This window comes from Streptomyces sp. CB00455, assembly GCF_001905445.1.
Lineage (GTDB): Bacteria > Actinomycetota > Actinomycetes > Streptomycetales > Streptomycetaceae > Streptomyces.
The window spans coordinates 977,968-999,845 of the sequence record NZ_LIVQ01000001.1 but is presented as its reverse complement, the minus strand read 5'-3'; the positions used below and the strand labels follow the sequence as shown (position 1 = coordinate 999,845).

Annotated in this window: 19 protein-coding genes; 16 read left to right on the top strand and 3 right to left on the bottom strand. The window is 71.5% G+C overall.

Annotation, left to right across the window (positions count from 1 at the left end):
* The first annotated feature begins 11 nt into the window (after positions 1-11).
* The 15 genes from AMK16_RS04580 to AMK16_RS04510 all read left to right on the top strand — a co-directional run bounded on the left by AMK16_RS04580 (position 12) and on the right by AMK16_RS04510 (position 18,242).
* Positions 12-326, top strand: a complete 315-nt coding sequence (locus AMK16_RS04580) for a GNAT family N-acetyltransferase (protein ID WP_073908836.1) — start codon at positions 12-14, stop codon at positions 324-326.
* 88 nt (positions 327-414) lie between these two features.
* Positions 415-1,140, top strand: coding sequence for an alpha/beta fold hydrolase (locus AMK16_RS04575; RefSeq protein ID WP_073908833.1), 726 nt, complete (start codon positions 415-417; stop codon positions 1,138-1,140).
* 104 nt (positions 1,141-1,244) lie between these two features.
* Positions 1,245-2,576, top strand: a complete 1,332-nt coding sequence (locus AMK16_RS04570; RefSeq protein WP_073908830.1) for an ABC transporter substrate-binding protein — start codon at positions 1,245-1,247, stop codon at positions 2,574-2,576.
* Complete coding sequence (locus AMK16_RS04565; RefSeq protein WP_073908827.1) at positions 2,576-3,541, top strand: carbohydrate ABC transporter permease; 966 nt, start codon at positions 2,576-2,578, stop codon at positions 3,539-3,541. The genes AMK16_RS04570 and AMK16_RS04565 overlap by 1 nt, the downstream gene beginning before the upstream one ends.
* On the top strand, positions 3,538-4,425 hold the full coding sequence (locus AMK16_RS04560; RefSeq protein WP_073908824.1) for a carbohydrate ABC transporter permease: 888 nt from the start codon (positions 3,538-3,540) through the stop codon (positions 4,423-4,425). The genes AMK16_RS04565 and AMK16_RS04560 overlap by 4 nt, the downstream gene beginning before the upstream one ends.
* Positions 4,422-7,199 (top strand): AAA family ATPase, encoded by a 2,778-nt coding sequence (locus tag AMK16_RS04555; RefSeq protein ID WP_079191310.1) that lies wholly within the window; start codon positions 4,422-4,424, stop codon positions 7,197-7,199. The genes AMK16_RS04560 and AMK16_RS04555 overlap by 4 nt, the downstream gene beginning before the upstream one ends.
* A gap of 134 nt (positions 7,200-7,333) precedes the next feature.
* Positions 7,334-8,170 carry an alpha/beta fold hydrolase gene (locus AMK16_RS04550; protein WP_073908821.1) on the top strand — a complete coding sequence of 279 codons (837 nt, stop codon included), beginning with the start codon at positions 7,334-7,336 and terminating at the stop codon, positions 8,168-8,170.
* Between the two features lie 104 nt (positions 8,171-8,274).
* On the top strand, positions 8,275-9,360 hold the full coding sequence (locus AMK16_RS04545; protein ID WP_073908818.1) for an LLM class flavin-dependent oxidoreductase: 1,086 nt from the start codon (positions 8,275-8,277) through the stop codon (positions 9,358-9,360).
* Positions 9,357-9,971, top strand: coding sequence for an FMN reductase (locus tag AMK16_RS04540; protein ID WP_073908815.1), 615 nt, complete (start codon positions 9,357-9,359; stop codon positions 9,969-9,971). Before AMK16_RS04545 ends, AMK16_RS04540 begins: the two co-directional genes overlap by 4 nt.
* Before the next feature lie 60 nt (positions 9,972-10,031).
* Positions 10,032-12,905, top strand: coding sequence for a helix-turn-helix transcriptional regulator (locus tag AMK16_RS04535; protein WP_073908812.1), 2,874 nt, complete (start codon positions 10,032-10,034; stop codon positions 12,903-12,905).
* A gap of 137 nt (positions 12,906-13,042) precedes the next feature.
* On the top strand, positions 13,043-14,305 hold the full coding sequence (locus AMK16_RS04530) for a PucR family transcriptional regulator (RefSeq protein WP_073908808.1): 1,263 nt from the start codon (positions 13,043-13,045) through the stop codon (positions 14,303-14,305).
* 168 nt (positions 14,306-14,473) lie between these two features.
* The gene (locus AMK16_RS04525) at positions 14,474-15,325 is read left to right on the top strand and encodes an alpha/beta fold hydrolase (protein WP_242438580.1); all 852 of its coding nucleotides are present in this window, start codon (positions 14,474-14,476) and stop codon (positions 15,323-15,325) included.
* A 149-nt stretch (positions 15,326-15,474) separates the two neighbouring features.
* Positions 15,475-16,275 (top strand): helix-turn-helix domain-containing protein, encoded by an 801-nt coding sequence (locus AMK16_RS04520; protein WP_242438579.1) that lies wholly within the window; start codon positions 15,475-15,477, stop codon positions 16,273-16,275.
* Between the two features lie 169 nt (positions 16,276-16,444).
* Positions 16,445-17,158 (top strand): alpha/beta fold hydrolase, encoded by a 714-nt coding sequence (locus tag AMK16_RS04515; protein ID WP_073908800.1) that lies wholly within the window; start codon positions 16,445-16,447, stop codon positions 17,156-17,158.
* A gap of 550 nt (positions 17,159-17,708) precedes the next feature.
* Positions 17,709-18,242 carry a hypothetical protein gene (locus AMK16_RS04510; protein WP_073908796.1) on the top strand — a complete coding sequence of 178 codons (534 nt, stop codon included), beginning with the start codon at positions 17,709-17,711 and terminating at the stop codon, positions 18,240-18,242.
* Between the two features lie 7 nt (positions 18,243-18,249).
* Here AMK16_RS04510 and AMK16_RS04505 read toward each other — a convergent pair whose 3' ends face one another.
* Both AMK16_RS04505 and AMK16_RS04500 read right to left on the bottom strand, forming a co-directional pair.
* Positions 18,250-19,491: an erythromycin esterase family protein gene (locus AMK16_RS04505; RefSeq protein ID WP_073908793.1), complete on the bottom strand. Its 1,242-nt coding sequence runs from the start codon at positions 19,489-19,491 to the stop codon at positions 18,250-18,252.
* Positions 19,492-19,565: 74 nt separating this feature from the next.
* Positions 19,566-20,297: an LLM class flavin-dependent oxidoreductase gene (locus AMK16_RS04500; protein WP_242438578.1), complete on the bottom strand. Its 732-nt coding sequence runs from the start codon at positions 20,295-20,297 to the stop codon at positions 19,566-19,568.
* Between AMK16_RS04500 and AMK16_RS36550 the strand changes: the two genes are divergently transcribed.
* Entirely contained in the window at positions 20,269-20,565 is a 297-nt protein-coding gene (locus tag AMK16_RS36550; RefSeq protein ID WP_242438577.1) for an amidohydrolase family protein, read from the top strand. The genes AMK16_RS04500 and AMK16_RS36550 overlap by 29 nt on opposite strands.
* 52 nt (positions 20,566-20,617) lie before the next feature.
* Here AMK16_RS36550 and AMK16_RS04490 read toward each other — a convergent pair whose 3' ends face one another.
* The gene (locus AMK16_RS04490) at positions 20,618-21,763 is read right to left on the bottom strand and encodes a magnesium and cobalt transport protein CorA (RefSeq protein WP_073908790.1); all 1,146 of its coding nucleotides are present in this window, start codon (positions 21,761-21,763) and stop codon (positions 20,618-20,620) included.
* Positions 21,764-21,878: the final 115 nt, after the last annotated feature.

The window sequence follows — 21,878 nt, the reverse complement described above, 5'->3', positions numbered from 1 at the left end:
CAGGAGCACCCATGGAACCGCAGGTGACGGACCGGCCCCAGATGTCCCGGTACGAGATCCTCGCCGGCGACGACGGCACCGAGACCGCGGGCTTCGCCGAGTACCACCTTTCGGAGGGCGAGATCGCCTTCATCCACACCGAGATCGACAGCCGGTTCGCCGGCCAGGGTCTGGGCGGTCTCCTTGCCCAGGGGGCGCTCGACGACGCCCGGGCCCGTGGGCTGCGCGTCCTGCCGTACTGCCCCTTCATCCGGGGCTGGATCGGCAGGCATCCCGAGTACGCGGGCCTGGTGCCCGAGGCGAGGCGCGCCCGCTTCGACCTGTGAAGCACCGCGCGTCCCTCTCCCGCATCCCCGCCCCACCCTCCGCCCCACCCTTTGCCCCATCGCCCGTCACGCACCGAGGAGTTCCCCCATGTCCCGACACGCCCGCCCCACCGTCGTCCTGGTCCACGGCGCCTTCGCCGACGCCTCCAGCTTCGCCCGCGTCATCCCCGAGCTGACCGCCGCCGGCATGGACGTGGTGGCCCCGGCGGTGCCCAACCGCAGCCTCGTCGATGACGCCGCGTACATCGCCTCGGTGATCCGCGCCGTCGAAGGCCCCGTGATCCTGGTCGGGCACTCCTACGGCGGTGCCGTCATCACCCTCGCCGGGACCGAGGACAACGTCCGCGCACTGGTGTACCTCGCGGGATACGCGCTGGAGGAGGGCGAGAGCCTGGGCGAACTGCAGGGCCGCTTCCCCGGCTCCGGTCTCGCCGACGCGCTCGTCTACACCCCGTTCCCGGTGGCCGGCTCCACCGAGACCGGCACCGACGTCTCGGTGGAGATCGAGAAGTTTCCCGCCCTCTTCGCAGCGGACGTCGACCCCGACCTCGCCGCGGTGCTCGCCGTCTCCCAGCGCCCCCTGGCAGCACGTGCCTTCTCGGAGGCGGCGCCTGTCGCTGCGTGGAGGACCAAGCCCTCGTGGGGCCTGGTCGCCTCCTGCGACCGCACGATCAACCCCGATGTGGAGCGCTACGGGTACGAGCGCGCCGGCATGACCACCGTCGAGGTCGACTCCTCCCACCTGGTCATGCTCGCCCAGCCCAAGGCCGTGGCGGAGCTGATCCAGGACGCGGCCAGGTCCACCGCCCACTGACCCGATCGTTCAGGATCGAACGATTAGTCGATGATGTCCGAGCGCTGGTAGCTTCTGATCGCCCCCGAGGCCCCCTTCGGCGGGCGATCGGAGGAGATACACCCATGAGGTTCGGCGCGAGGCTCGCGCTCGCGGTCATAGCCCTCGCCGCCCTTGCCACCGCCTGCGGTGTTCCCCAGGACAGTGGTTCGCAGTCGCACACCGCCGTGGACTGTGGGCCGTACGCCAGGTACGGCAAGCACCCCGGCACCAAGGTCACCGTCTACGCGGAGAACCGGGACCGGGAGGCCGACCTGTTCGAAGAGACCTGGGCGGACTTCGCGCACTGCACGGGAATCGGCGTCCGGTACGAGGGGGACGGGGAGTTCGAGGCCCGGATCCAGCTCCGGGTCGACGGCGGGAGTGCGCCGGATGTGGCGTTCTTCCCTCAGCCCGGGCTCCTGGAACGCTTTGCGCGGGAGGGGAAGCTGAGGCCCGCGAGCGCCGGGGTCGTGGCCCTCGCGAAGCAGGGCTGGTCGGCCGACTGGAACAGCTACGCGACCGTGGACGGCACCCTCTACGGCACGCCGCTGGTCGCGAACGTGAAGTCGTTCGTCTGGTACTCCCCGAAGTTCTTCCGCGACAGGGGACTGAGCGTTCCCCTCACCTGGTCCGAGCTGATGGCCGTGACGGAGAAGGTCGCGGCGTCGGGTGTCAAGCCGTGGTGCGCGGGCATCGAGTCCGCCGAGGCGACCGGCTGGCCCGTGACGGACTGGATCGAGGACGTCCTGCTGCGTCAGCAGGGCACGGACGCCTACGACCAGTGGGTCGCACACGCGATCCCGTTCAACGACCCGCGGGTGATCAAAGCCATGGACACCGTGGGGTCCATCCTCAAGAGCGACCGGTACGCCAACGGCGGTTTCGGCCCGGCCCGTTCGATGGCGTCGATCTCCTTCCAGGAGGCCGGCACACCGGTTCTCTCCGGCGACTGTGCGATGCACCGCCAGGCCTCGTTCTATGCCGACATGTGGCCGAAGGGCACCGAGATCGGACCGGACAAGGACGTCTACGCCTTCCTCCTGCCGGGGGCCGGCCCGGCCGACCGCCCCGTACTGGGCGGCGGGGTGTTCACCGCGGCGTTCGCCGACCGTCCCGAAGTGCGGGCATTCCAGGAGTATCTGGCCTCCGCGGACTTCGCGAACGCGCGTATGCGGAAGGGCCCGTTCGTCTCGGCGAACAGGGGCGTGGATCCGGCGAACGCCGCGACCCCGGTCGACAGGCTCTCGATCCAGCTGCTCCAGGACCCCGGAACACAGTTCAGGTTCGACGGTTCGGACCTGATGCCCGCGTCGGTCGGCGCCGGGACGTTCTGGAAGGGAGCCGTCGACTGGATCGGCGGCGCGGACACCCGCCAGGTCGCCGACTCCATCGAACGGTCCTGGCCGAGGCGCTGATGTCGTTCGACGTCGTCGCCCAGCAGCCCAAGCTGCTGTACCTGCTCCAGGGCGTAGCCGCCTTCGCGGCGGTGGTCTCCCTGATCCTGCTGGCGCTGCACCGGGGGCCGGTACGGAGGAGGGCCGCGGCCCTGATCCTGCTGGCCCCCGCGCTGCTGCTGCTCACGGTCGGTCTTCTCCTGCCCGCTCTGCGCACCCTGGTCCTGTCGTTCACCGACAGCTCGGGAGAGGCGTGGGCCGGCATCGACAACTACGTGTGGATGGTCACCGACCCCCGGGCGCTGGTGGCGGTGCGCAACACCCTGGCGTGGGTGGTGCTCGTGCCGTTGTCGGCGGCCTCGGTCGGTCTGCTCTACGCGGCGGCCGTCGTACGGTCGCGGTTCAGAGCGTTCGCGCTGTCCCTCGTCCTGATGCCGATGGCGATCTCCTGCGTCGGCGCTGGTGTCGTCTGGAAGTTCGTCTACGCCTACCGTCCCGCGCAGGCCCGGCAGATCGGGCTGCTGAACCAGCTCGTCGTCGCGTTCGGCGGGGAACCGGGGCAATGGCTCGTGGACTCTCCCCGGAACGTCCTGTTCCTCATCGTGGTGATGGTGTGGACACAGGCGGGCTTCGCGGCCGTCCTGCTGGCCGGCGCGATCAGGGCCGTGCCCGGAGAGCTGACCGAGGCGGCCCGACTCGACGGCGCGTCCCCCCGGCAGATCTTCTGGCGGATCACCATGCCGTCGATCAGGCCCACGCTGCTCGTCGTGGTCCTCGCCCAGGCGATCGGCACCTTCAAGGCCTTCGACATCGTCAAGACCATGACCGGCGGACAGTTCGACACCGGCGTCATCGCCCACGAGATGTACGACCAGGCCTTCCGCTACGGCGAGACGGGCCGCGGCGCGGCGCTCGCCGTGCTCCTGTTCGTCCTCGTCACCCCCTTCGTCTCCCACCAGGTGCGGGCGCAGCGGAGGGCGGGGTGAACGGCGTCCGGGAGCGGCTGGCCTCCCGCGCCTTCACGTCGATCGCCGTGGTGATCGCGGTCCTCTGGACGACGCCGACCCTCGGTCTCCTGCTCTCCTCGTTCCGCCCCGAGGAGGCGATCAAGACGACGGGCTGGTGGACCGTGTTCGGTACGCCGCACCTCACGCTCGACAACTACGGCGAGGTGCTGTCCGGCGGCGGGAACGGGTCGGGGCGGCTCGCGGAGTACTTCGTCAATTCCGTCGTCATCACCCTCCCTTCGGTGTTGTTCCCGCTCGTGCTGGCGTTCTTCGCGGCGTACGCCCTGGCGTGGATCGACTTCAGGGGGCGGGACGCGCTCGTCGTCGGCATCTTCGCGCTCCAGGCCGTGCCGCTCCAGATGGCGCTCGTCCCCCTCCTGAAGCTGTTCTCCCAGGGCTGGCTGTTCCTGCCCGCGTGGAACCTCACCGGTCCCGCGCGTTTCGGCCAGGTCTGGTTCGCCCACACCGTCTTCGCGCTGCCGTTCGCGGTCTTCCTCCTGCACAACTTCCTGGCGGGGCTGCCCCGGGACCTGATCGAGGCCGCCCGCGTCGACGGCGCGTCCCACGGGACGCTGCTGCTCCGGATCGTGCTGCCCCTGGCCCGGCCGGCCCTGGTCTCCTTCGCCATCATCCAGTTCATCTGGGTGTGGAACGACCTCCTCGTGGCACTGACGCTGTCGGGAGGGACGGCCGAGACCGCGCCGATGACGGTCAGACTGGCGAGCCAGGCCGGGACGTACGGCAACGAGTGGCACCGGCTCACCGCAGGAGCCTTCGTGGCGGCGTTCGTCCCGCTGCTCGTCTTCCTCTCCCTCCGGCGGCACTTCGCACGGGGACTGCTCGCCGGATCGGTCAAGGGATGAGCCCCGACCGGCCCGGGGGAGAAGGCATGGCGGTGCCCGGGAGCGCGGGGCTGAGCCGGCCCGGGCTGCGGGGCCGCGAAGCCGAACTGGAACGGCTGCGCGCCCTGGTCGAGGCGGTGCAGGGCGGCCAGGGAGGAGCGATCGCGCTGCTCCTGGGCGAGCCCGGCATCGGGAAGACCGCACTGCTGCAGGAGACCCTCTCGACAGCGCGGGCCCACGGGTTCGTCGTCAGCCATGGACACGCCGAGGAACTGCACGAGCTGGCACCGCTCGCCTCACTGGCCTCCGGCCTCCTGCACGGTGACCCGCCGCTGCTGTCCGGCGCGGACTTCGCAGACCTCGCGGGCCATCACGACCAGCGCATCTGGCTCGTCGAACGCCTGGCCCAGCTGATCGAGGAACGCGCGGCGCTCACGCCCGTACTGATCGCGGTCGACGACGTCCAATGGGCCGACCCGCTGAGCCGGTTCGCCCTGAGCGTCATGCCGGCACGGCTGCTCAGCTCCCCGGTCCTCTGGCTGCTCACGGGCAGGAACGACCCGGAACTGTACGGGCAGGGGCCGCGGACGACGACCCTCCCCCTGCGGCCGCTGTCCGACACGGCCCTGGCCGAGCTGGCACGGGACGTCCTCGGCGGGGACGCGCCGACGCAGGTCGCGAAACTTCTCGACGGGGCGGGAGGCAACCCCTTCCTCGCAGCCGAGATGCTCACGGGCATCGCGGCGTCGGGCACGGACGCGACGGAGCCGACGGAGCCGCCGGAGCGGCTGGTCCTCGGTGTACGCGACCGGCTGGCCGACCTCCGGCCGGACACCCTCCACTTCCTGCGGATCGGCTCGGTCCTCGGCCGCGCCTTCTCGCTCGCGGACGCCGCCGCCCTGTGCGGCCGGCCCGCCTCCGCACTCAGCGCCGAAGTGGACGAGGCGATCGCCGCCGCCCTCCTCCACGACGACGGCGAACGCCTCGTGTTCCGCCACGACCTGCTCCGGCAGGCGGTGTACGCCGATCTCGCCCCCTCCGTACGCCGGGCGCTCCACCGTGAGGCCGCGAGCCGGCTCGTCGCGGCGGGCCGGAGCTCCACCGACGCGGTCCCGCATCTGCTGAAGAGCGCCGAACCCGGCGACCAAGAGGCGATCGGGCTGCTCGGCGAGGCCGCCACGGACGTGATCGCCGTGATGCCCGACCTCGCCGCCGACCTGGCCGTACGCGCCCTGGAACTCGCATCGCCCCATGCGCCCATGGTGTTCGACGTGGGAGAACGGGCCATCGTCGCGCTGACCCGCGCGGGCCGGTACACCCAGGCACGGGATGTCGGCGACACGCTGCTCGCCCGGCAGCCGCCCCTGGACGTCTTCGCCCGTCTGCAGTCCGTACTCGGCGACACGCTGTGGCACCTCGACGACGTCCATGAGCTGACCCGCCGCTCGACGGCAGCCCTGGCAGCCGTCACCGACCCGGTGATCCGTGCCCGGCTCACCGCCCGGCAGGCCCTCGCCCGCTCCCGCGGGCGCGACCTCGGGGCCGCTCGCGAGACCGGCGAACGGGCGCTCGCCGAGGCGGAGCGGTCCGGTGACCGGGAGGCACGTGTCCTCGCGCTGTGGGGCCTCGGCGAGATCGCCCTCAACGCGGGCGACTGCGCCGCCGCCGTCGCACACCACACGGCGCTGAGCGTGTTCGACACGGCCTTCCTGCCCGAGGAGGCCGTCGCCCGGATCCACATGGACGACTTCGACACCGTACGGCGACTGCTCCGGACGGCGGGCGACGCTCCCCTGCGCCCCGCCATGCTGATCTGGGCCCAGGGAACCCTGAACATGGGGCTCGGCCGGCTCGACGACGCGGACGCCGACCTCGTCACCGCCGAGCGGCTCGAAGCAGACCTCCACGTGCCCGGCAACCTGGTCAACATCCGCGTCAACCGCGGCCTCCTCGCGATGCTGCGCGGCGACCGCGAAGCCGCGCGGGAACACCTGGGCGTGGTGCGGGCGACCGTGGCCGAGCGGCCGAACACGGGCAACCACGCCACGCACCAGTACTTCGAGGCCGTCGTCGCCGACGCCGACGGCGACCACGCGGCAGCGGCCGAACTGATCCGATCCGTGCAGCGGGACCATCCCTTCCTCCGATGGCGGCTCCTGCGCCCCCATGTCGTCCAGGCCGTGCGGATCGCCCTGCGCGGCGGGGACCGGAACCTGGCCGAGGACCTCGCGGCCCAGGCGGCAGAGCACGCCACCCGCAACCCTTCCGTGCCGACCGCACAGGGGACGGCCGCCCACGCGGCCGGCCTGGTGAACGCCGACCCCGGACTCCTGGAGCGGTCGGTCCGCGTCCTGCTCACCGGCCCCCGGCCGCTGCCCCTCGCCGCCGCATCCGCCGACCTCGGGCGCGCTCTTCTCACGGCGGGCGACCCCGCTGCGACACCCGCCCTGACCAGGGCCCACGACATCTACGCCCAGGCGGGGGCCGACGTCGAGGCAGACCGGGTCCGGGCCGATCCGGAACGGGCCACCAGCCGCTCCGGCCGGCGCACCGGAGGCCTCCGGCCGCGCCCCGGCCAGGGCTGGGACGCGCTCACGGCCTCGGAACGCAAGGTGGCCCGGCTGATCGCCGCGGGCCACACCAACCGGTCGGCCGCGCAGGCCCTCGTCGTCTCCCCGCACACGGTCAACACCCACCTGGCGTCGATCTTCCGCAAGCTCTCGGTGCGCTCGCGCGTCCACCTGGCCCGGATCGCGCTTGCGGAGGGCGACGCCGGAACGGTCACCGGTGGCTGAGTGACCTCTGCGCCCCCGTGCAAGGTGTGGTGCGCGGTACGGCAACCGGAGGCGTGGGACCGGTCCTAGCGTGACGGGCATACCGCGCCGCTTCGACGCGCGGACCAGCCGACCCGAATCGAGGACGCATCCCCATGCCGTACATCACCGTGGGCCAGGAGAACACCAACCCCGTCGAGCTGTACTTCGAGGACCACGGTGCCGGGCAGCCCGTCGTCCTCATCCACGGCTTCCCGCTCGACGGCCGTTCCTGGGAGCGCCAGAGCGCCGCGCTGCTCGACGCCGGCTACCGCGTGATCACGTACGACCGCCGCGGATTCGGGCAGTCCTCGCAGCCGACGACCGGCTACGACTACGACACCTTCGCGGCCGACCTGAACACCGTGATGGAGACCCTCGACCTGAACGACGCCGTCCTGGTCGGCTTCTCCATGGGCACCGGCGAGGTCGCCCGCTACGTGTCCAGGTACGGCTCCGGCCGGGTCGCCAAGGTCGCCTTCCTGGCCTCCCTCGAGCCCTGCCTGCTCCAGAGCGACGACAACCCGGACGGCGTCGCCCCGAAGGAGTTCTTCGACGGCGTCGTCGCCGCCGTCAAGGCCGACCGCTACGCCTACTACACGGCCTTCTTCAGCGACTTCTACAACCTCGACGAGAACCTGGGCACCCGCATCAGCGAGGAGGCCGTCCGCAACAGCTGGAACACCGCGGCCCGCGGCGGCTCCTTCGCCGCGTCCGCCGCGCCGGCGACCTGGTACACCGACTTTCGCGCCGACATCCCCGCGGTCGACGTGCCGGCTTTGATCCTGCACGGCACCGCCGACCGCATCCTGCCCGCCGAGGGCACCGCGCGCCCCTTCCACAAGGCGCTCCCGTCGGCCGACTACGTCGAGATCGAGGGCGCGCCGCACGGTCTGCTGTGGACCCACGCCGAGGAGGTCAACACCGCCCTCCTCGCCTTCCTGGCGAAGTGACGCCGCACCGTTGACCACTGGGTGACGCCGGAGCCCCCCGGCGTCACCCCGGCCCCCGGTTCCCCGGCGCGGGAACCGGACGAGCTCAGGAGAGCAGACACCCCATGCAGTTCGGCATCTTCACCGTCGGGGACGTGACCCCGGACCCCACCGACGGTCGCACTCCGACCGAACACGAGCGCATCAAGGCGATGGTCGCCATCGCCCTCAAGGCCGAGGAAGTGGGCCTGGACGTCTTCGCGACGGGCGAGCACCACAACCCGCCGTTCGTCCCGTCGTCGCCGACGACCATGCTCGGCTACATCGCCGCCCGCACCGAGAAGCTGATCCTGTCCACGTCCACGACGCTGATCACCACCAACGACCCGGTGAAGATCGCCGAGGACTACGCGATGCTCCAGCACCTGGCCGACGGCCGGGTCGACCTCATGCTGGGGCGCGGCAACACCGGTCCGGTCTACCCGTGGTTCGGACAGGACATCCGCCAGGGCCTCGACCTCGCCAAGGAGAACTACACGCTGCTGCGCCGGCTGTGGCGCGAGGACGTCGTGGACTGGGAGGGCACGTTCCGTACGCCGCTCCAGGCCTTCACCTCGACGCCCCGGCCCCTGGACGGCGTCCCGCCCTTCGTCTGGCACGGATCCATCAGGTCCCCCGAGATCGCGGAGCAGGCCGCCTTCTACGGCGACGGCTTCTTCCACAACAACATCTTCTGGCCGGCCGACCACACCAGGCGCATGGTGCAGCTCTACCGGCGCCGGTTCGCGCACCACGGCCACGGCCGGCCCGAGGACGCCATCGTCGGCCTGGGCGGACAGGTCTTCATGCGCAAGAACTCCCAGGACGCCGTTAGGGAGTTCCGTCCCTACTTCGACAACGCTCCCGTGTACGGCCACGGCCCGTCGCTGGAGGACTTCACCGAGCAGACCCCGCTGACGGTGGGCTCTCCCCAGCAGGTCATCGAGCGGACCCTGTCGTTCCGGGAGGGCGTCGGCGACTACCAGCGCCAGCTGTTCCTGATGGACCACGCGGGCCTGCCCCTGAAGACCGTCCTTGAACAGCTGGACATCCTCGGCGAAGAGGTCGTGCCCGTCCTGCGGAGGGAGTTCGCCAAGGGACGTCCGGCCGACGTGCCGGAGGCCCCCACGCACGCGTCGCTCCGAGCCGTCCAGGAGGTGTCCGCCGCATGAAGCTGATCGCCGTCTCCGCGGGGCTGAGCACCCCCTCCTCCACCCGCCTGCTCGCGGACCGGCTGGCCGAGGCGGCCCGCGACGAACTCGCCGCCCGGGGCCAGGCGCCGTCGACCGAGGTCGTGGAGCTGCGCGAACTGGCCGGGGACATCGCGGACCACCTCGTGACCGGATTTCCACCGCCGCGACTGAGCGCCGCGATCGACGCGGTGACGGCGGCCGACGGCCTGATCGTGGTGACTCCCGTGTTCGCGGCTTCCTACAGCGGTCTCTTCAAGTCCTTCTTCGACGTGATCGATCCGGACGCCCTCACCGGGAAGCCGGTCCTGATCGCGGCGACGGGCGGCACCGCCCGCCACTCCCTGGTCCTGGAGCACGCCGTGCGCCCGCTCTTCGCCCATCTCCGCTCCGTCGTCGTCCCCACCGCCGTGTTCGCGGCCTCCGAGGACTGGGGCTCGGGGGGAGACGAGTACACCGACGGCCTGCCCGGCCGCGTCCGCCGGGCGGGCGCCGAGCTCGCCGCGCTCATGGCGGCGCGCCCGGTCGGTGAAGAGCCCGCAGACGACGTCAGCCGCCTCGAACGGCACATCGCCGACCTGCGCTTCGACTGAGACGGGCCCCTGGGCCGGGCGCCGGAGGGGCGGTTCACATGGTTCATACTGATCCGCCGTATGAGCGTGAACCGAGTGACGACAAGGACCGTGCCCGAGGAACTGGAGGGTCTACGGACGCCGCTGCGCGGCAGGGACGCCGAACTGGCGTTCATCGAGGCGCGGCTCGACGCGCTCGACCAGGGCGAAGGCGGGATCATCCGCGTCGAAGGCCCCGTCGGCATCGGCAGGTCCAGGATCCTCGCGGAGGCCGCCGTAGCCGCGAGGCGGCGCGGGACGAGGGTGTTCGAAGGAGCGGCGGACCCCGACGAACAGTTCGTGCCGCTCGGCCCGCTCCTCGACGGTCTGCTCTCCGGCGAGGAACCGCTGTCCGGCGCCGTCCGTCTCAGGGACCTCGCCACGACGCCCGGCCAGCGCTTCTGGCTGCTCCAGGAACTGGGGGACCGCCTGCGGGAGACGGCTCGAAACGGCCCCCTGCTCGTCGTCCTCGACGACCTCCAGTGGTGTGACGACCTGACTCTCCTCACCTTCAACACCCTCGCGGCCGGACTCTCGTCGCACGCCATCCTGTGGCTGGTCGCCGTGCGCGGCGGCAGCGTGCCGTCGGGAGTGCGCACGGCCCTGGACCGGATCCGGCAGGCAGGCGCACACGAGCTGGCGCTGGGAGCGCTGGACGACCAGGCGGCCACACAGATCACCGAGGACGTCCTCGGCGCCGCTCCCGGCCCGGACGTCCTCCGCGTCGCCCGCCGCGCCGAAGGAGTCCCGCAGCTGCTGGTCGAGCTGCTCGGCACGCTGCGGGAGGCAGTGACGATCGAGAACGGCACGGCCAGGCTGTTGGCCGGACCCCCCGCCCCGCGGGAACTCCCCTCTGTCGTGCGCCGCCTCGACCGGCTGTCCGACGAGACGCGGGAGCTGGTGCAGACGGCGGCCGCCGTGGGCGGCCCGGTCACCGTCGCGCTGCTGACCGAACTGCTGGGCAGGTCCTCGGCGGCGCTCATCACGGCGGTACGGGAATCCCTCGACGCCGACCTGCTCACCGAAAGCGGCGATCGCCTCGCCTTCCGCCACGACCTGATCCGCGAGGCGGTCGAAGCCGGCCTCCCCCTGCCCCTGCGTCAAGCCCTGCGTGGTCGAGCCGCAGAGCTGCCGCAGGGGAGCGCGGCCTCCCCCGCGGAGCGTCCCGGGCCTTCGGCCGGGAGAGCGCCGGCAGATGCGGCGGAGGCCGGGAAAGCGGGAGCGGGAGACGCGGCGGAGGCCGACCGGCTGCGCACCGCCGCGGCGCAGCTCGCGGCCACTGCTCCCGGACCCGCCGCGGAACGCAGCCTCAAGGCCCTGGAACTCACCCCGGCGGACGCTCCGGAGCGGCCGAGGGTCATCGCCGAGACGATCCCGCTGCTCTGGCAGACGGGCCGGGCCGCCCAGGCGCGTGAGCTGGGAGCCTCCGCCCTGGCGACCGGCGGTCTCGGAGCTGAGGACGAGGCGGGCATACGCCTTGCCCTGGCACGCCTCGCCGCACCGTTCGACTTCTCCGAGGCGGTCCGGCAGGCCCGCGCCGGGGCGGCGCTGCCCGGGATCCCCGTGGACGTGAGGGGGCGACTGCTCGCCATGCTCGCTGTCGGCCTGTCGATGGCGGGCAAGCACTCGGCGGCCGAGCAGGTCGCCGCGGAGGCGTGGGAGACCGCAGCGGCAGCGGGGGACCGCTCCGCCGAGGCCACGTTGACGACGGTCCGCTCGGCCGTGAGTTTCCACCGCATGGACCTGGCCGAGGCGTTCCGGCAGGCCGAGCGGGCCGCCGCGCTGGCCGACGCCCTGGGCGTCAGCACCTCGCTGTGGGTTCCGGAGGCCCTGTGGCACGCTCTCCTGTCGAACACCACCGGACGCTCAGCGCAGGCGCTCGCTGCCGCCGAGGACGGCATCCGGATCACCAGGGAGCAGGGCCGGACGGCGGCCACCCGCATGTGGCTCATGACCCGCTCCCGCATCCTTCTGGAGGCCGGACGGCTGACGGACGCCCGGGCCGACGCCGAAGCCGCGTCCGTGACGACCGACGATCTCGGCCCGGGCAACCTCGCCGACGTCACGCTCCGGTACGTGATGATGCGCGTCGCCCTCCACACCGACGACCGGCAGACCGCACGAGCGTACGCGGCGGAGGCGAGGCGCATGCGGAGCGACGGCGCACCCGTCGTCCGGCACTTCGGCTCCTGGATGCTGGCACTGATGGCCGACTCCGAAGGCCGGCCCGACCGTGCCATGGCCGAACTCGACGGGGTGATGACGTCGCCCGCCGCGGACCGGCCGGCCTACGCGGGCCTGGTCGACCCCGCCGACGCCCCGGTCCTCGTCCGCCTGGCGCTGCGCGGCGGCGCGCACGAACGGGCCGCCCAGGCAGTGGTGCTCGCCGAGCGACTGGCCGTGCTCAACCCCGACCTCACGTTGCTCGCCGCCACCGCCGCGCACGCCAGGGGGCTCCTCGACAACGACCTCGTCCCTCTCGTACGCGCCGTCCGGCTGTACGAGGACTGCCCTCGGCCGCTGGCCCGGGCGTCGGCACTGGAGGACGCCGGACGCAAGCTGGCGGCGACCCGCAGGTCCGAGGCGGTGCCGTACTTCGACACGGCCCTCGCGCTCTACGCGCGAGCGGGCGCAGAGCGGGACGTCGCACGTGTCCGCCGGCGCCTGCGGGCCGCCGGTGTCCGCCGCCGGCCCTCGACGCCCGGACTCTGCGGTGCATGGCCCGAGCTGACGGCCGCGGAGATACGGGTGGTACGACTCGTGGCCCGGGGGCTGACCAACCAACAGGTGGCCGAGCACCTCTCCCTGTCGCCGCACACCGTGAGCTCGCACCTGCGCCGGGCCTTCACCAAGCTGGACATCACCTCGCGCGTGGAGCTGGCCCGGCTGGTGAAGCATCGCGACAGCGCAGAGTAGTCGCTTCGCATCCCCCGTGGACGTCATGGCGATGGACGATTCGTGCGATGTGCCGACGCCGCCGTTTCCTCAGAATGATCAAGAGCCGCGGAATGGAGAAGTCCGCGGGGAACCGTTGGTCGAAAGAGGAACAGCGTATGACCGCAAGGCTCCAGCGAGCCCGCCCCGGCAGCCCCGAGCTCCAGGCGCTTGTCGACGAGCTCGCGGAGCGGCTCGGCCGGTCCGTCGCCGTCGACGACCCGCTGGTCCGCATGGTCTGCACGAGCCGCCACTTCGGCGACGAGGACCCGGTCCGCATCGGCACCCTGTTGCAGGGCCGCGCCGACAACGCGTCCATCCGCTACGTCCTCGCCCAGGGAGTGACCCAGTGGTCCCGAGCCGGATTCATCGACGGCCGTGACGATCTCGGACTGCTGCCCCGGTACGTCGTGCCCCTGCGCGAGCGCGGGCATCTCCTCGGACTGCTCCTGGTGGTCGTGCCCGAGAAGACGCTCGCGGAGCACGAGACACGTGCCATCGGCCGCGCCGCGGACGCCATGGCCGCCCAGATGTACGGAGAGCACATCGCCGCCGACACCCAAAAGGCCGACGAGCGGGACCTGGCCCTCGAACTCGTTGGTACCGACCTCGCCGCCCGTACCAGCGCACGGCGGCGAGGCAGGGAGCTCGGACTGCTCGGAGCGGCGGAGCACGTCCTGGTCACCGTCGTCCAGCTGAACTGGGCGACGGACCTCGTGCGGCAGTCCGAGGCGGCCCTGTGGGGGGCCTTGGAAGGGTTTCGGCAGACGCGCTCCGCCCAGGGCCTCATCGCGATCGGCAAGGAGCGGGCGACGCTGCTCCAGCTACGCGAGCGCCCACCCGGTCCGGACGAGGTCGCTGCCCAGTCCGCTCGCATCCTCGACGAACTCCGCACCTTCCTGGGCCCGTCGGCGGACCCCGTGGTCGGCGTCGGCGGCCGGCACCCCAGTCTGGACGACGCATGGACGTCGTACGAGCAGGCGCTCGTGGCGGCACGCGCGGCACGCCGACTGCCCACCCTGAAGAGTGCCGGTGACTGGGAGCTGCTCGGGGAGGTCGCGGTGCTGCTCCAGCTCCCCGAGCACGCCCTGAACGCGTCTTTGGTCCCGAAACCGCTCCGTGTCCTGAGCGACACGCATGGCGGCGACCGCCTGCGGGACACCCTGCACTGCTTCCTCGAACACGCGGGATCGGTTCCCCGGACCGCGCAGACGCTGGGAATCCACCGCACCTCGCTCTACTACCGCCTGCGCCGGATTCAGGAGATCACCGGACTCGACCTCGACGACGGCGCCCACCGGCTCACTCTGCACCTCGGCCTCAGGATCGAGGAACTGCTCGCTCCGGGCGGCGACGGGGCCGTCGGACCACGGCCCCTCTGACCACGGCCCCTCTGACCACGGCCCCTCTGACCACGGACGTGCTTCGACAAAGCGAGGAGGACCCACGGCCCGATTCCTACAGCGCGCGGTGGTGCGGGCGGCGGGCCCCATTCGATGATGTCAACGACGGGCGGGAGCGGTGTACCGCCTCTGACCAGGGGAGAGGTCATGAAGGAACTGATCACGACGGACGGCGCACGGCTCGCGTACCAGGACACCGGCGGCGAGGGCGTGCCGCTGGTGATGCTGCACGGCTGGGGGCAGACGCAGGCGATGTTCCGCCACCAGATCGAGGGGTTGGCGCCCGGCCGTCGCGTCGTCACCATGGATTTCCGCGGCCATGGGAAGTCCGGCAAGCCGCGTCACGGCTACCGCATCGCCCGGCTCTCCCGCGATGTGCTCGAACTCGTCGACCATCTCGGTCTCGACCGGTTCGACGCACTCGGCTGGTCCATGGGTGTCTCGGTGTGGTGGAGCTTGATCGACCAGTACGGGACCGGACGGATCCGGCGCTTGGTCGCCGTCGACCAGCCCGCGGCGGTCGCCGCCGTGCCCTGGATGACCGAGCGGGAACAGCGGGACTCCGGTGCCATCTTCGATGTGTCGGGGCTCTTGTACTTGGGGGCGGCCCTCGCGGGGCCGCAGGGCGACACGGTCCGCGCCGACTTCGTGCGCGGCATGTTCTCCGGCGAGCCCGACCCAGAGGTGCTGGCCTTCGTCGCCGAAGAGATCCGGTCCACACCCGCCTACGCGGGCGTACCGCTGTTGTTCGACCACTGCGCGCAGGACTGGCGCGACGTGCTTCCCCGGATCGATGTGCCGGCCCTGGTGATCGGCTGTGAGGGAAGCCACGTCCACCCCGATTCGCAGCGCTTCGTCGCCGAGCGGATTCCCGGCGCACGCCTGCACGTCTTCGCCTCCGACGTGGCGAGCTCGCACTTCCCCTTCCTGGAGAACCCGCCGGCCTTCAACGCCGTGGTGGAGAAGTTCCTGGCCGAGGAGCCGGCGAACGGGGTGTGAATCCGCCCTCCGCCCGCACGCACCTACGGCTAGGAATTCCCATGACCCTCACACTGATGTCTCCTGCGCCCCACCGGGTGCCCCGGCAAGCGCCCGCTCCGGCCCCGCCCTCCTCCCGCCCGGGGTGGCTGGTCCAGATGCTTTCCGAGATGCCGGAGACGAACGACCGGACCCACGTCTACCTCGGCGTCCATGTCCGTGGGCCCGTCACCGTCGTCCACGACCGTGCCAAGACCCTGTTGGAGCCGAACGACCTGTTCGTCTGCGACCCGGCCCGACGGCATCTGCTGCGGTTCGGCGAGGGCTGCCAGACGATCTTCTTCCGGGTGCCCCGGTGCTATCTGGGCGTCACGGAGTCGGAGCTGGACCAGGTGCTCGGCGTACCCGTACGCGGCGGGGAGGGGATCGGGGCGCTGGTGTCCGACTTCCTGACCGCGCTCGCCGCCGAGGCGGGGTTGCGCCACTCCACGATCGGGGACCGGCGCGCCCGGACAGCCGTACATCTCCTCTCCGTCCTGGTCATGGAGCTCCTCGACGCGGACGCGACGGACGAGGCAGACGACGCGCCCGGGACCGTCAACGAGATGCTGTCGCGTATCCGCGTCTACATCGAAGAACATCTGATGGACCCGGACCTCTCACCGGAGTCGATCGCACGCGCCCACCACATCTCCGTCCGGTACCTGCAGAAGCTCTTCCAGAACGCCGGCAGCACGGTGAGCCAATGGGTGCGGCAGCGCAGGCTCGAATTCTGCCGGGTCGAGCTGGGCCGCTCCAACCGGAGGATCACCATGGCCGCGGTGGCACGCCGCTGGGGCTTCAGCAGCCCCTCGCACTTCAGCCGCACGTTCCGCGGGGCCTACGGCATGAGCCCCAGCGAATGGCAGGCGCTGGCGACCTCGGCCTTCGCATCGACCACTGCCGCCGTCCAGGACGAGCGAAGGGCCTGAGAGGTGTGTGCGCCGTCATGACGGCGCGGATACGCGCACGTACAAGAGGTGCCGCTTCCACAGCTCTACCGTGAGTAACCGTCGCACGCACCTCTTACCGACGTCCGGGCCGCGCTCCGACCGCCGTGACGACGCCCCACACGTGCCCGATATCGAGAAGAGAACGCGCATGCCCAACCCCACCGTCGTCCTCGTGCACGGCGCCTTCGCCGACGCGACAGGCTGGATAGGCGTCATCTCGGAACTGCGCAGCAGCGGCATCCCGGTGATCGCTCCGTCGAACCCGCTGCGGGGGCTGACGGCGGACGCCGCCTACCTCGCCTCCGTCCTGGCCCAGGTCGAGGGCCCGGCCGTACTCGTCGGCCACTCGTACGGCGGTGCGCTGATCACCGTGGCCGGCGTCGCGGAGAACGTCGTGGGGCTCGTCTACGTGGCCGCCTACGTGCCCCACGAGGGCGAGAGCCTCGGCCAGCTCCAAGAGCGCTTCCCCGAGTCCTCGCTGACGGGCAGCCTGAAGAAGTGGACCTACCCGCTCCTCGACGGCGACTGCGGGGTCGAGGTCACCATCGAGGAGACGGCCTTTCCCGCCGTCTTCGCGGCGGACGTGCCCGAGGACGTCGCCGCCGTCCTGGCAGCGACCCAACGCCCGCTCGCCACGGCCGCCTTCACCGAGACCGCGTCCGCGGCGGCGTGGCGGACCAAACCGTCCTGGGCCCTGGTGGCCGGGGCGGACCGCACGATCAGCCCCGAGGTCCAGCGCTTCGGCGCGGCACGGGCCGGAGCCGTCGTCGTCGAACTGCCGGACGCCTCCCACGCCGTCGTCCTCTCCGAGCCCACCCGGGTCGCCGACCTGATCAGGGAAGCGGTACGGGCGGCGAGCTGACCGACCGTCCTCCGTGACGACAGGAGCGGGACCGGGCCGCCCGGGGTGCCACCCCTCGCTCGGGCCGGGCTCGGACCGGAACAGACCGGAACCCGGGGGAGGAGATCACCCGCATCACTTCTCCCCGGGGAGTTCCCACCAGGGTGGGGGCGAAGAGGATGGCGGCCCACGAGGAAATCTTCTTGAAGTCGTCACACGCACGCCGCTGACCTGCGGAAAGCGCCCGGAGAGGCCCCCTGATCTGCGGCGATCAGCCTTTCCGTCCCTTTCACCGTGCTGCCCGTTTGTACGGCCGATCCTCCCCTGCCGCTCCACAACGCGGCTTCAGCAGCGAGGCAGGAGTAGGTGACCGTCATTCGCTTGGTGGTAGCTCGTGGCTGGGTACGGCTGCTCGTTCACAGGGGAACAACCGCTGCGCTCCCCGACGCCCAGGCCGTGGCGCCGCCCCTGCCCACCGGCCCGCCTCTGGCTGGAAAGGGAACCGGCCCTCCGCCTCCGGACGAGACTGGGGGAAGTCGATCACCAGGATGAACAGGAGGCAAGGGTCCCGATGAATCCGTACGCGTACGTGCCCGCCGACGATCCGCTCTTCGGCACGGTCCGGATCGAACTCGACCATGAGACCGGGACGCTGGGCGTGAGCGGGGACGGTCTGCCGCCGGTCGACATCCGGCGGGCCCCGAACACAATGCCGGAGAGCCATGTGCCGATCGGGACGCGCGACCCCGAGCACCTCACTCTGCTCGTCGACGGTGCAGAGGAGACCCTGCGGCCGTCCAAGGGATTCCTGACCCGGCGCTCGTACCGGGTCGAGGTCGTCTCAGGGGCGCGGGATTGCAGCTATCTGCTGGTTCCGGATTCCCTCGGTACCAGCCGGCTGCTGCGGGACGAGCGGCTGCTCGGCGTCTTCACATCGAGCGGCGACGGGCGCGTGTCGGCCGACTGGGAGGCGGCGGGCGAGTCCGAGCGTGCCAGGGACCCGTACGACACGTCCGTGGGGTACGGGCTCGCTGCGGCATTCGGCACCGGTGCCGAACCGATGTGGCAGCTGACTCTGAACGCCGCGCTCGACCTGTGGCCGTGAGAGAACCTCAGTCCTCCGCCGCGGGCAGCAGGTGGGAGCAGGTCGAGCGTGCTACGAACGCGATGCCGTCATAGTCCTCGGCCGGGACGAGCGGGGCGGTGTTCAAGCGGTAGAGGAACCGTTGGACGTTGGCGCCGAAGCTGCGCTGCGCGTGCGGGGCGTGCAGCCAGGGCGCGGCGTCGGCGGGGGAACCCGCGGCGCGGAAGTCCGCGTAGTAGTCGCCGGGTACGGCGTGCGTGAGTCTGGCCTCCAGGGAGCGGAGGCCGGTGCCGATGCGGTGGCGGGCCGGCGGGCGCTGAAGGTCGTTGCCGCGGCGGGCCAGGAAGGAGCCCTTGCCGAAGAGGAGGGCCAGCGCGTAGTAGGTGTCGCCGTAGCGTTCGCGGAGCTTGCTGCCGAGGGCCGGCACCTGGTCCCCGTACGTGCCCTTCGCAATGTGCCCGTTGTGTGCCCAGAGCATGATGCGAGCCTCGGGGTCGTCGTCCACGAGCCGTGCGACGGCCTCGGCCATGTAGCGGTCACGCGCGGCGAGCACGCCGTCCTCGCCGGCCGAGGCTGCGAAGGGCCGGGTCACCAGGTCGGCGGCGCGGACGAGGATCCGCGCGTGTTCCAGAGCCTCGCCGGCGTCATCGCCGGGACCCGGCCGCTCAGCGTGGTCCGCGATGAGGCGGGCGATCTCCTCTGCGCGTCGCATCAGGGCCTTGTCCGGGTCCGGAAGCGTGCTCGGGCGGGCCCCGGCCAGTACGTCCAGGGCGCTGACGCGCCCGGCCTGATCGGGCGCAGCCCGGAGCAGAAAGGCGGCGACGGCCTCGACCGAGTCGGCGCAGAGCTGGGGGTCGGTTCCCACGAAGCGGACCCGGCGCTCTTCGGGCAGGTCGCGATTGTGGGCGCGCAGCCACTCGACGAGATCGACCATCTCGCGGGTGCGCCAAGTCCAGAAGCCCAGCCTGGCGACGAGCCGTTCGGGGGAGCCCGTGCCGTACCGGACGTACGCGTCGAGTGCGCGGGCCGCGGACTGGCTGGCCTCCATGGCGAGGGTGGTGAACCCCTCCTCACGGACCAGGAACTCCACGATGCGGTGCTTCAGCCGGAAGAACTCGCCCGTGCCGTGGGTGGATTCCCCCAGACCGACGATCCGTGTCCCCCGCAGTGCCTCGCCCAGGGGTTTCAGGTCCTCCACCGGCGCGCCGGGGGTCAGGGTACTCAACGGGTTGGCGTGCTCGTTCAGCCATCGGGCGATGTCGTCGGGCATCGTCTTGCCTCTCCTCACCGCGTGCGGGAGGGCGGCACGCGGTCGTGCCCTGGCCTCTCCCACCCGTTCATGGGTCAGTTCGTCGCTTCCCGGCAGGCCGCGAGGATCTCCTGGAGGTCCCGTACGGCGTCCGGTCGGCCATGCTCGGAATACACTCCCGCGACGTTGACGACAACTTCGTCCACCCCCGCCCGATCGAATTCGGCCAGCTGTGCGGCGATGTTCCCGGGCGTGCCGTAGAGGAAGACTCCGGAGTCGACGAGGGCGCGGGCGCCGAGGCCCGGGCGGTTGTGGTGGACGCGCAGTCCGGCGCGGCGCAGCATGTCGCAGTAGTGCGGCCCGGCGAGGTGGACGTGGGCCGCTGCGAAGGCGAGCCGGTAGGCGTGGCGTCCCGGGCGGTCGACGGCGGCGTGCACGACGGTGACCATGCGGGGCACCGGGCGGCCCGACTCGGCCGCGCCCTTCGCCATGGCGGGCAGCAGGGTGTCGCGGACGTAGCCGGGCGGGGTCATCCAGCTGATCGCCGCGTCCGCCGCCCGGCCCGCGGCCCGCGCGAGCGTCGGCCGGAGCACACCGAGCCCGGTCTCCACTCCCGGGTGCCGCAGGCCCGGCAGACCGATGGAGGCGCCGATGCCGGGTCCGGCGGCTCCGTCCTCGGTCCCGATCAGGCGCCGCACCTCGGTCAGGTATTCCACACAGGCATCGCGTGGGCTGTCGTACGGCTTTCCGTGCAGTCCGGCGACGACGTCGGGGGTCGCGGGACCGAGGATCCGCCGAATGCGCGAGCGCGGGGTGCGGCTGCTCACCGGCACGGACGCGGGCGTGAGCCGGGCGGTCTTCGATGACTTCGTGTCCAGTCTCGAGTTCTTCGCCCATCTGGGCTGCACCTCGCAGGAGATCGTCGACCTGGCCACCTGCGAGGCGGCGGAGGCACTCGGGCTGGGCAAGGTCACGGGGCGCCTGCTCCCCGGCCTCCGCGCGGACCTCCTGGTCGTTGATGGTGATCCCCTGAGCGATCTCCAGGCGCTGCGCCGCGTTCGGCTGGTGATGGCGGATGGCCTTGTGCATGCCTGACGGGCTACCGCTGCCGGTGCCCCCCGTTGGTGCGTGAGGGGTCAACTGACTCCTACAGCCAGTCCCGCTTCTTGAAGATGACGTACAGGCTCGTGCAGACGACCGCCATCAGCAGGATGGCGAAGGGGTAGCCCGCCGCCCAGTGCAGTTCGGGCATGGTCTCGAAGTTCATGCCGTAGATGGTTCCCACCAACGTGGGTGCAAACAGGATGGCCGCCCACGAGGAGATCTTCTTGATCTCCTCGTTCTGCGCGTGGCCCGCCTGGGCCAGCTGCTTCATCTCCTCATTCTGCTGCTGGCTGACCAGGGTCGCGTTGACGGCGAGGATGTCCTGGAGCGCGAGGCGGAAGCCGTCGACGCGTTCGGTCACGTGGGTGGCGTGGTCGGCGACGTCGCGCAGGTAGCGGCGGAGTTCCTCGTCGATGCCGTACTTCTCGAACCCGGCCGAGAGCCCTTCGAGGATCCGGGTCAGGGGCCGGGTCGCGCGGGCGAACTCGACCACTTCCCGGGAGAGTTCGTAGATGCGGCGGGAGACCTTCGGGTCTCCGCTGAAGACCTCGGTCTCGATCTCGTCCACGTCGTTCTCCACGCCCGCCACGACGGGGGCGTACCCGTCGACGACTGCGTCGAGGATCGCGTACAGGACGGATTCGGGACCGCGCTTGAGGAGGTCCGGGCTGCTTTCCATCCGGCGCCGGACCGCTGCCAGGTCCGGGGCGGCGCCGTGGCGGACGGTGATGACGAAGTCGGGTCCGACGAAGACGTGGAGCTCGCCGAAGTCGACCTCTTCGGCGGCGTCGAGGTAGCGGGCGGCGCGGAGCACGACGAAGAGGGTGTCGCCGTAGCGTTCCAGCTTGGGCCGCTGGTGGGCTTCCAGCGCGTCCTCGACGGCGAGGGGGTGCAGGTCGAACTCCTCGGCGACGGACAGCAGCTCGGTCTCGGTCGGCCGGTGCAGGCCGATCCACGCCATGCCCCCTTCCGCCTCGCGGAGCTTGCCGAAGGTCTGGGCGAGCGAGTCGTGGGTGCTCGTGCGGACACCGTCGTGGTAGATCGCGGCCGTGACCACGCTGTTCCCGCGCGGTGGCTGCGGGCCGGCCGCCACGGTCGGCGCGGGCTGTCCGGCATCGGGGCGGGGCTCGGCGGGGCGCTTGGCGGGCTTGGTGAACGCGCGCAGGGCGCGCAGACGACGCTCGGACACGGCAGGGGTCCTTCCGCAGGCAGAAGCAGCAAGGCGTGAGGGATGCGCAAAGGGCACGCCGCAGACGCCGCCTGCAGAGCCGGCTACGAGCCGGGCACGGCAGCGCCCCGCGGCG

Bases quoted from the DNA above. Each gene is read 5' to 3' on its own strand.
- AMK16_RS04580 (WP_073908836.1), top strand. From the start codon at position 12: ATGGAACCGCAGGTGACGGACCGGCCCCAGATGTCCCGGTACGAGATC.
- AMK16_RS04575 (WP_073908833.1), top strand. From the start codon at position 415: ATGTCCCGACACGCCCGCCCCACCGTCGTCCTGGTCCACGGCGCCTTC.
- AMK16_RS04570 (WP_073908830.1), top strand. From the start codon at position 1,245: ATGAGGTTCGGCGCGAGGCTCGCGCTCGCGGTCATAGCCCTCGCCGCC.
- AMK16_RS04565 (WP_073908827.1), top strand. From the start codon at position 2,576: ATGTCGTTCGACGTCGTCGCCCAGCAGCCCAAGCTGCTGTACCTGCTC.
- AMK16_RS04555 (WP_079191310.1), top strand. From the start codon at position 4,422: ATGAGCCCCGACCGGCCCGGGGGAGAAGGCATGGCGGTGCCCGGGAGC.
- AMK16_RS04550 (WP_073908821.1), top strand. From the start codon at position 7,334: ATGCCGTACATCACCGTGGGCCAGGAGAACACCAACCCCGTCGAGCTG.
- AMK16_RS04545 (WP_073908818.1), top strand. From the start codon at position 8,275: ATGCAGTTCGGCATCTTCACCGTCGGGGACGTGACCCCGGACCCCACC.
- AMK16_RS04540 (WP_073908815.1), top strand. From the start codon at position 9,357: ATGAAGCTGATCGCCGTCTCCGCGGGGCTGAGCACCCCCTCCTCCACC.
- AMK16_RS04535 (WP_073908812.1), top strand. From the start codon at position 10,032: ATGAGCGTGAACCGAGTGACGACAAGGACCGTGCCCGAGGAACTGGAG.
- AMK16_RS04530 (WP_073908808.1), top strand. From the start codon at position 13,043: ATGACCGCAAGGCTCCAGCGAGCCCGCCCCGGCAGCCCCGAGCTCCAG.
- AMK16_RS04525 (WP_242438580.1), top strand. From the start codon at position 14,474: ATGAAGGAACTGATCACGACGGACGGCGCACGGCTCGCGTACCAGGAC.
- AMK16_RS04520 (WP_242438579.1), top strand. From the start codon at position 15,475: ATGCCGGAGACGAACGACCGGACCCACGTCTACCTCGGCGTCCATGTC.
- AMK16_RS04515 (WP_073908800.1), top strand. From the start codon at position 16,445: ATGCCCAACCCCACCGTCGTCCTCGTGCACGGCGCCTTCGCCGACGCG.
- AMK16_RS04510 (WP_073908796.1), top strand. From the start codon at position 17,709: ATGAATCCGTACGCGTACGTGCCCGCCGACGATCCGCTCTTCGGCACG.
- AMK16_RS04505 (WP_073908793.1), bottom strand. From the start codon at position 19,491: ATGCCCGACGACATCGCCCGATGGCTGAACGAGCACGCCAACCCGTTG.
- AMK16_RS36550 (WP_242438577.1), top strand. From the start codon at position 20,269: ATGCGCGAGCGCGGGGTGCGGCTGCTCACCGGCACGGACGCGGGCGTG.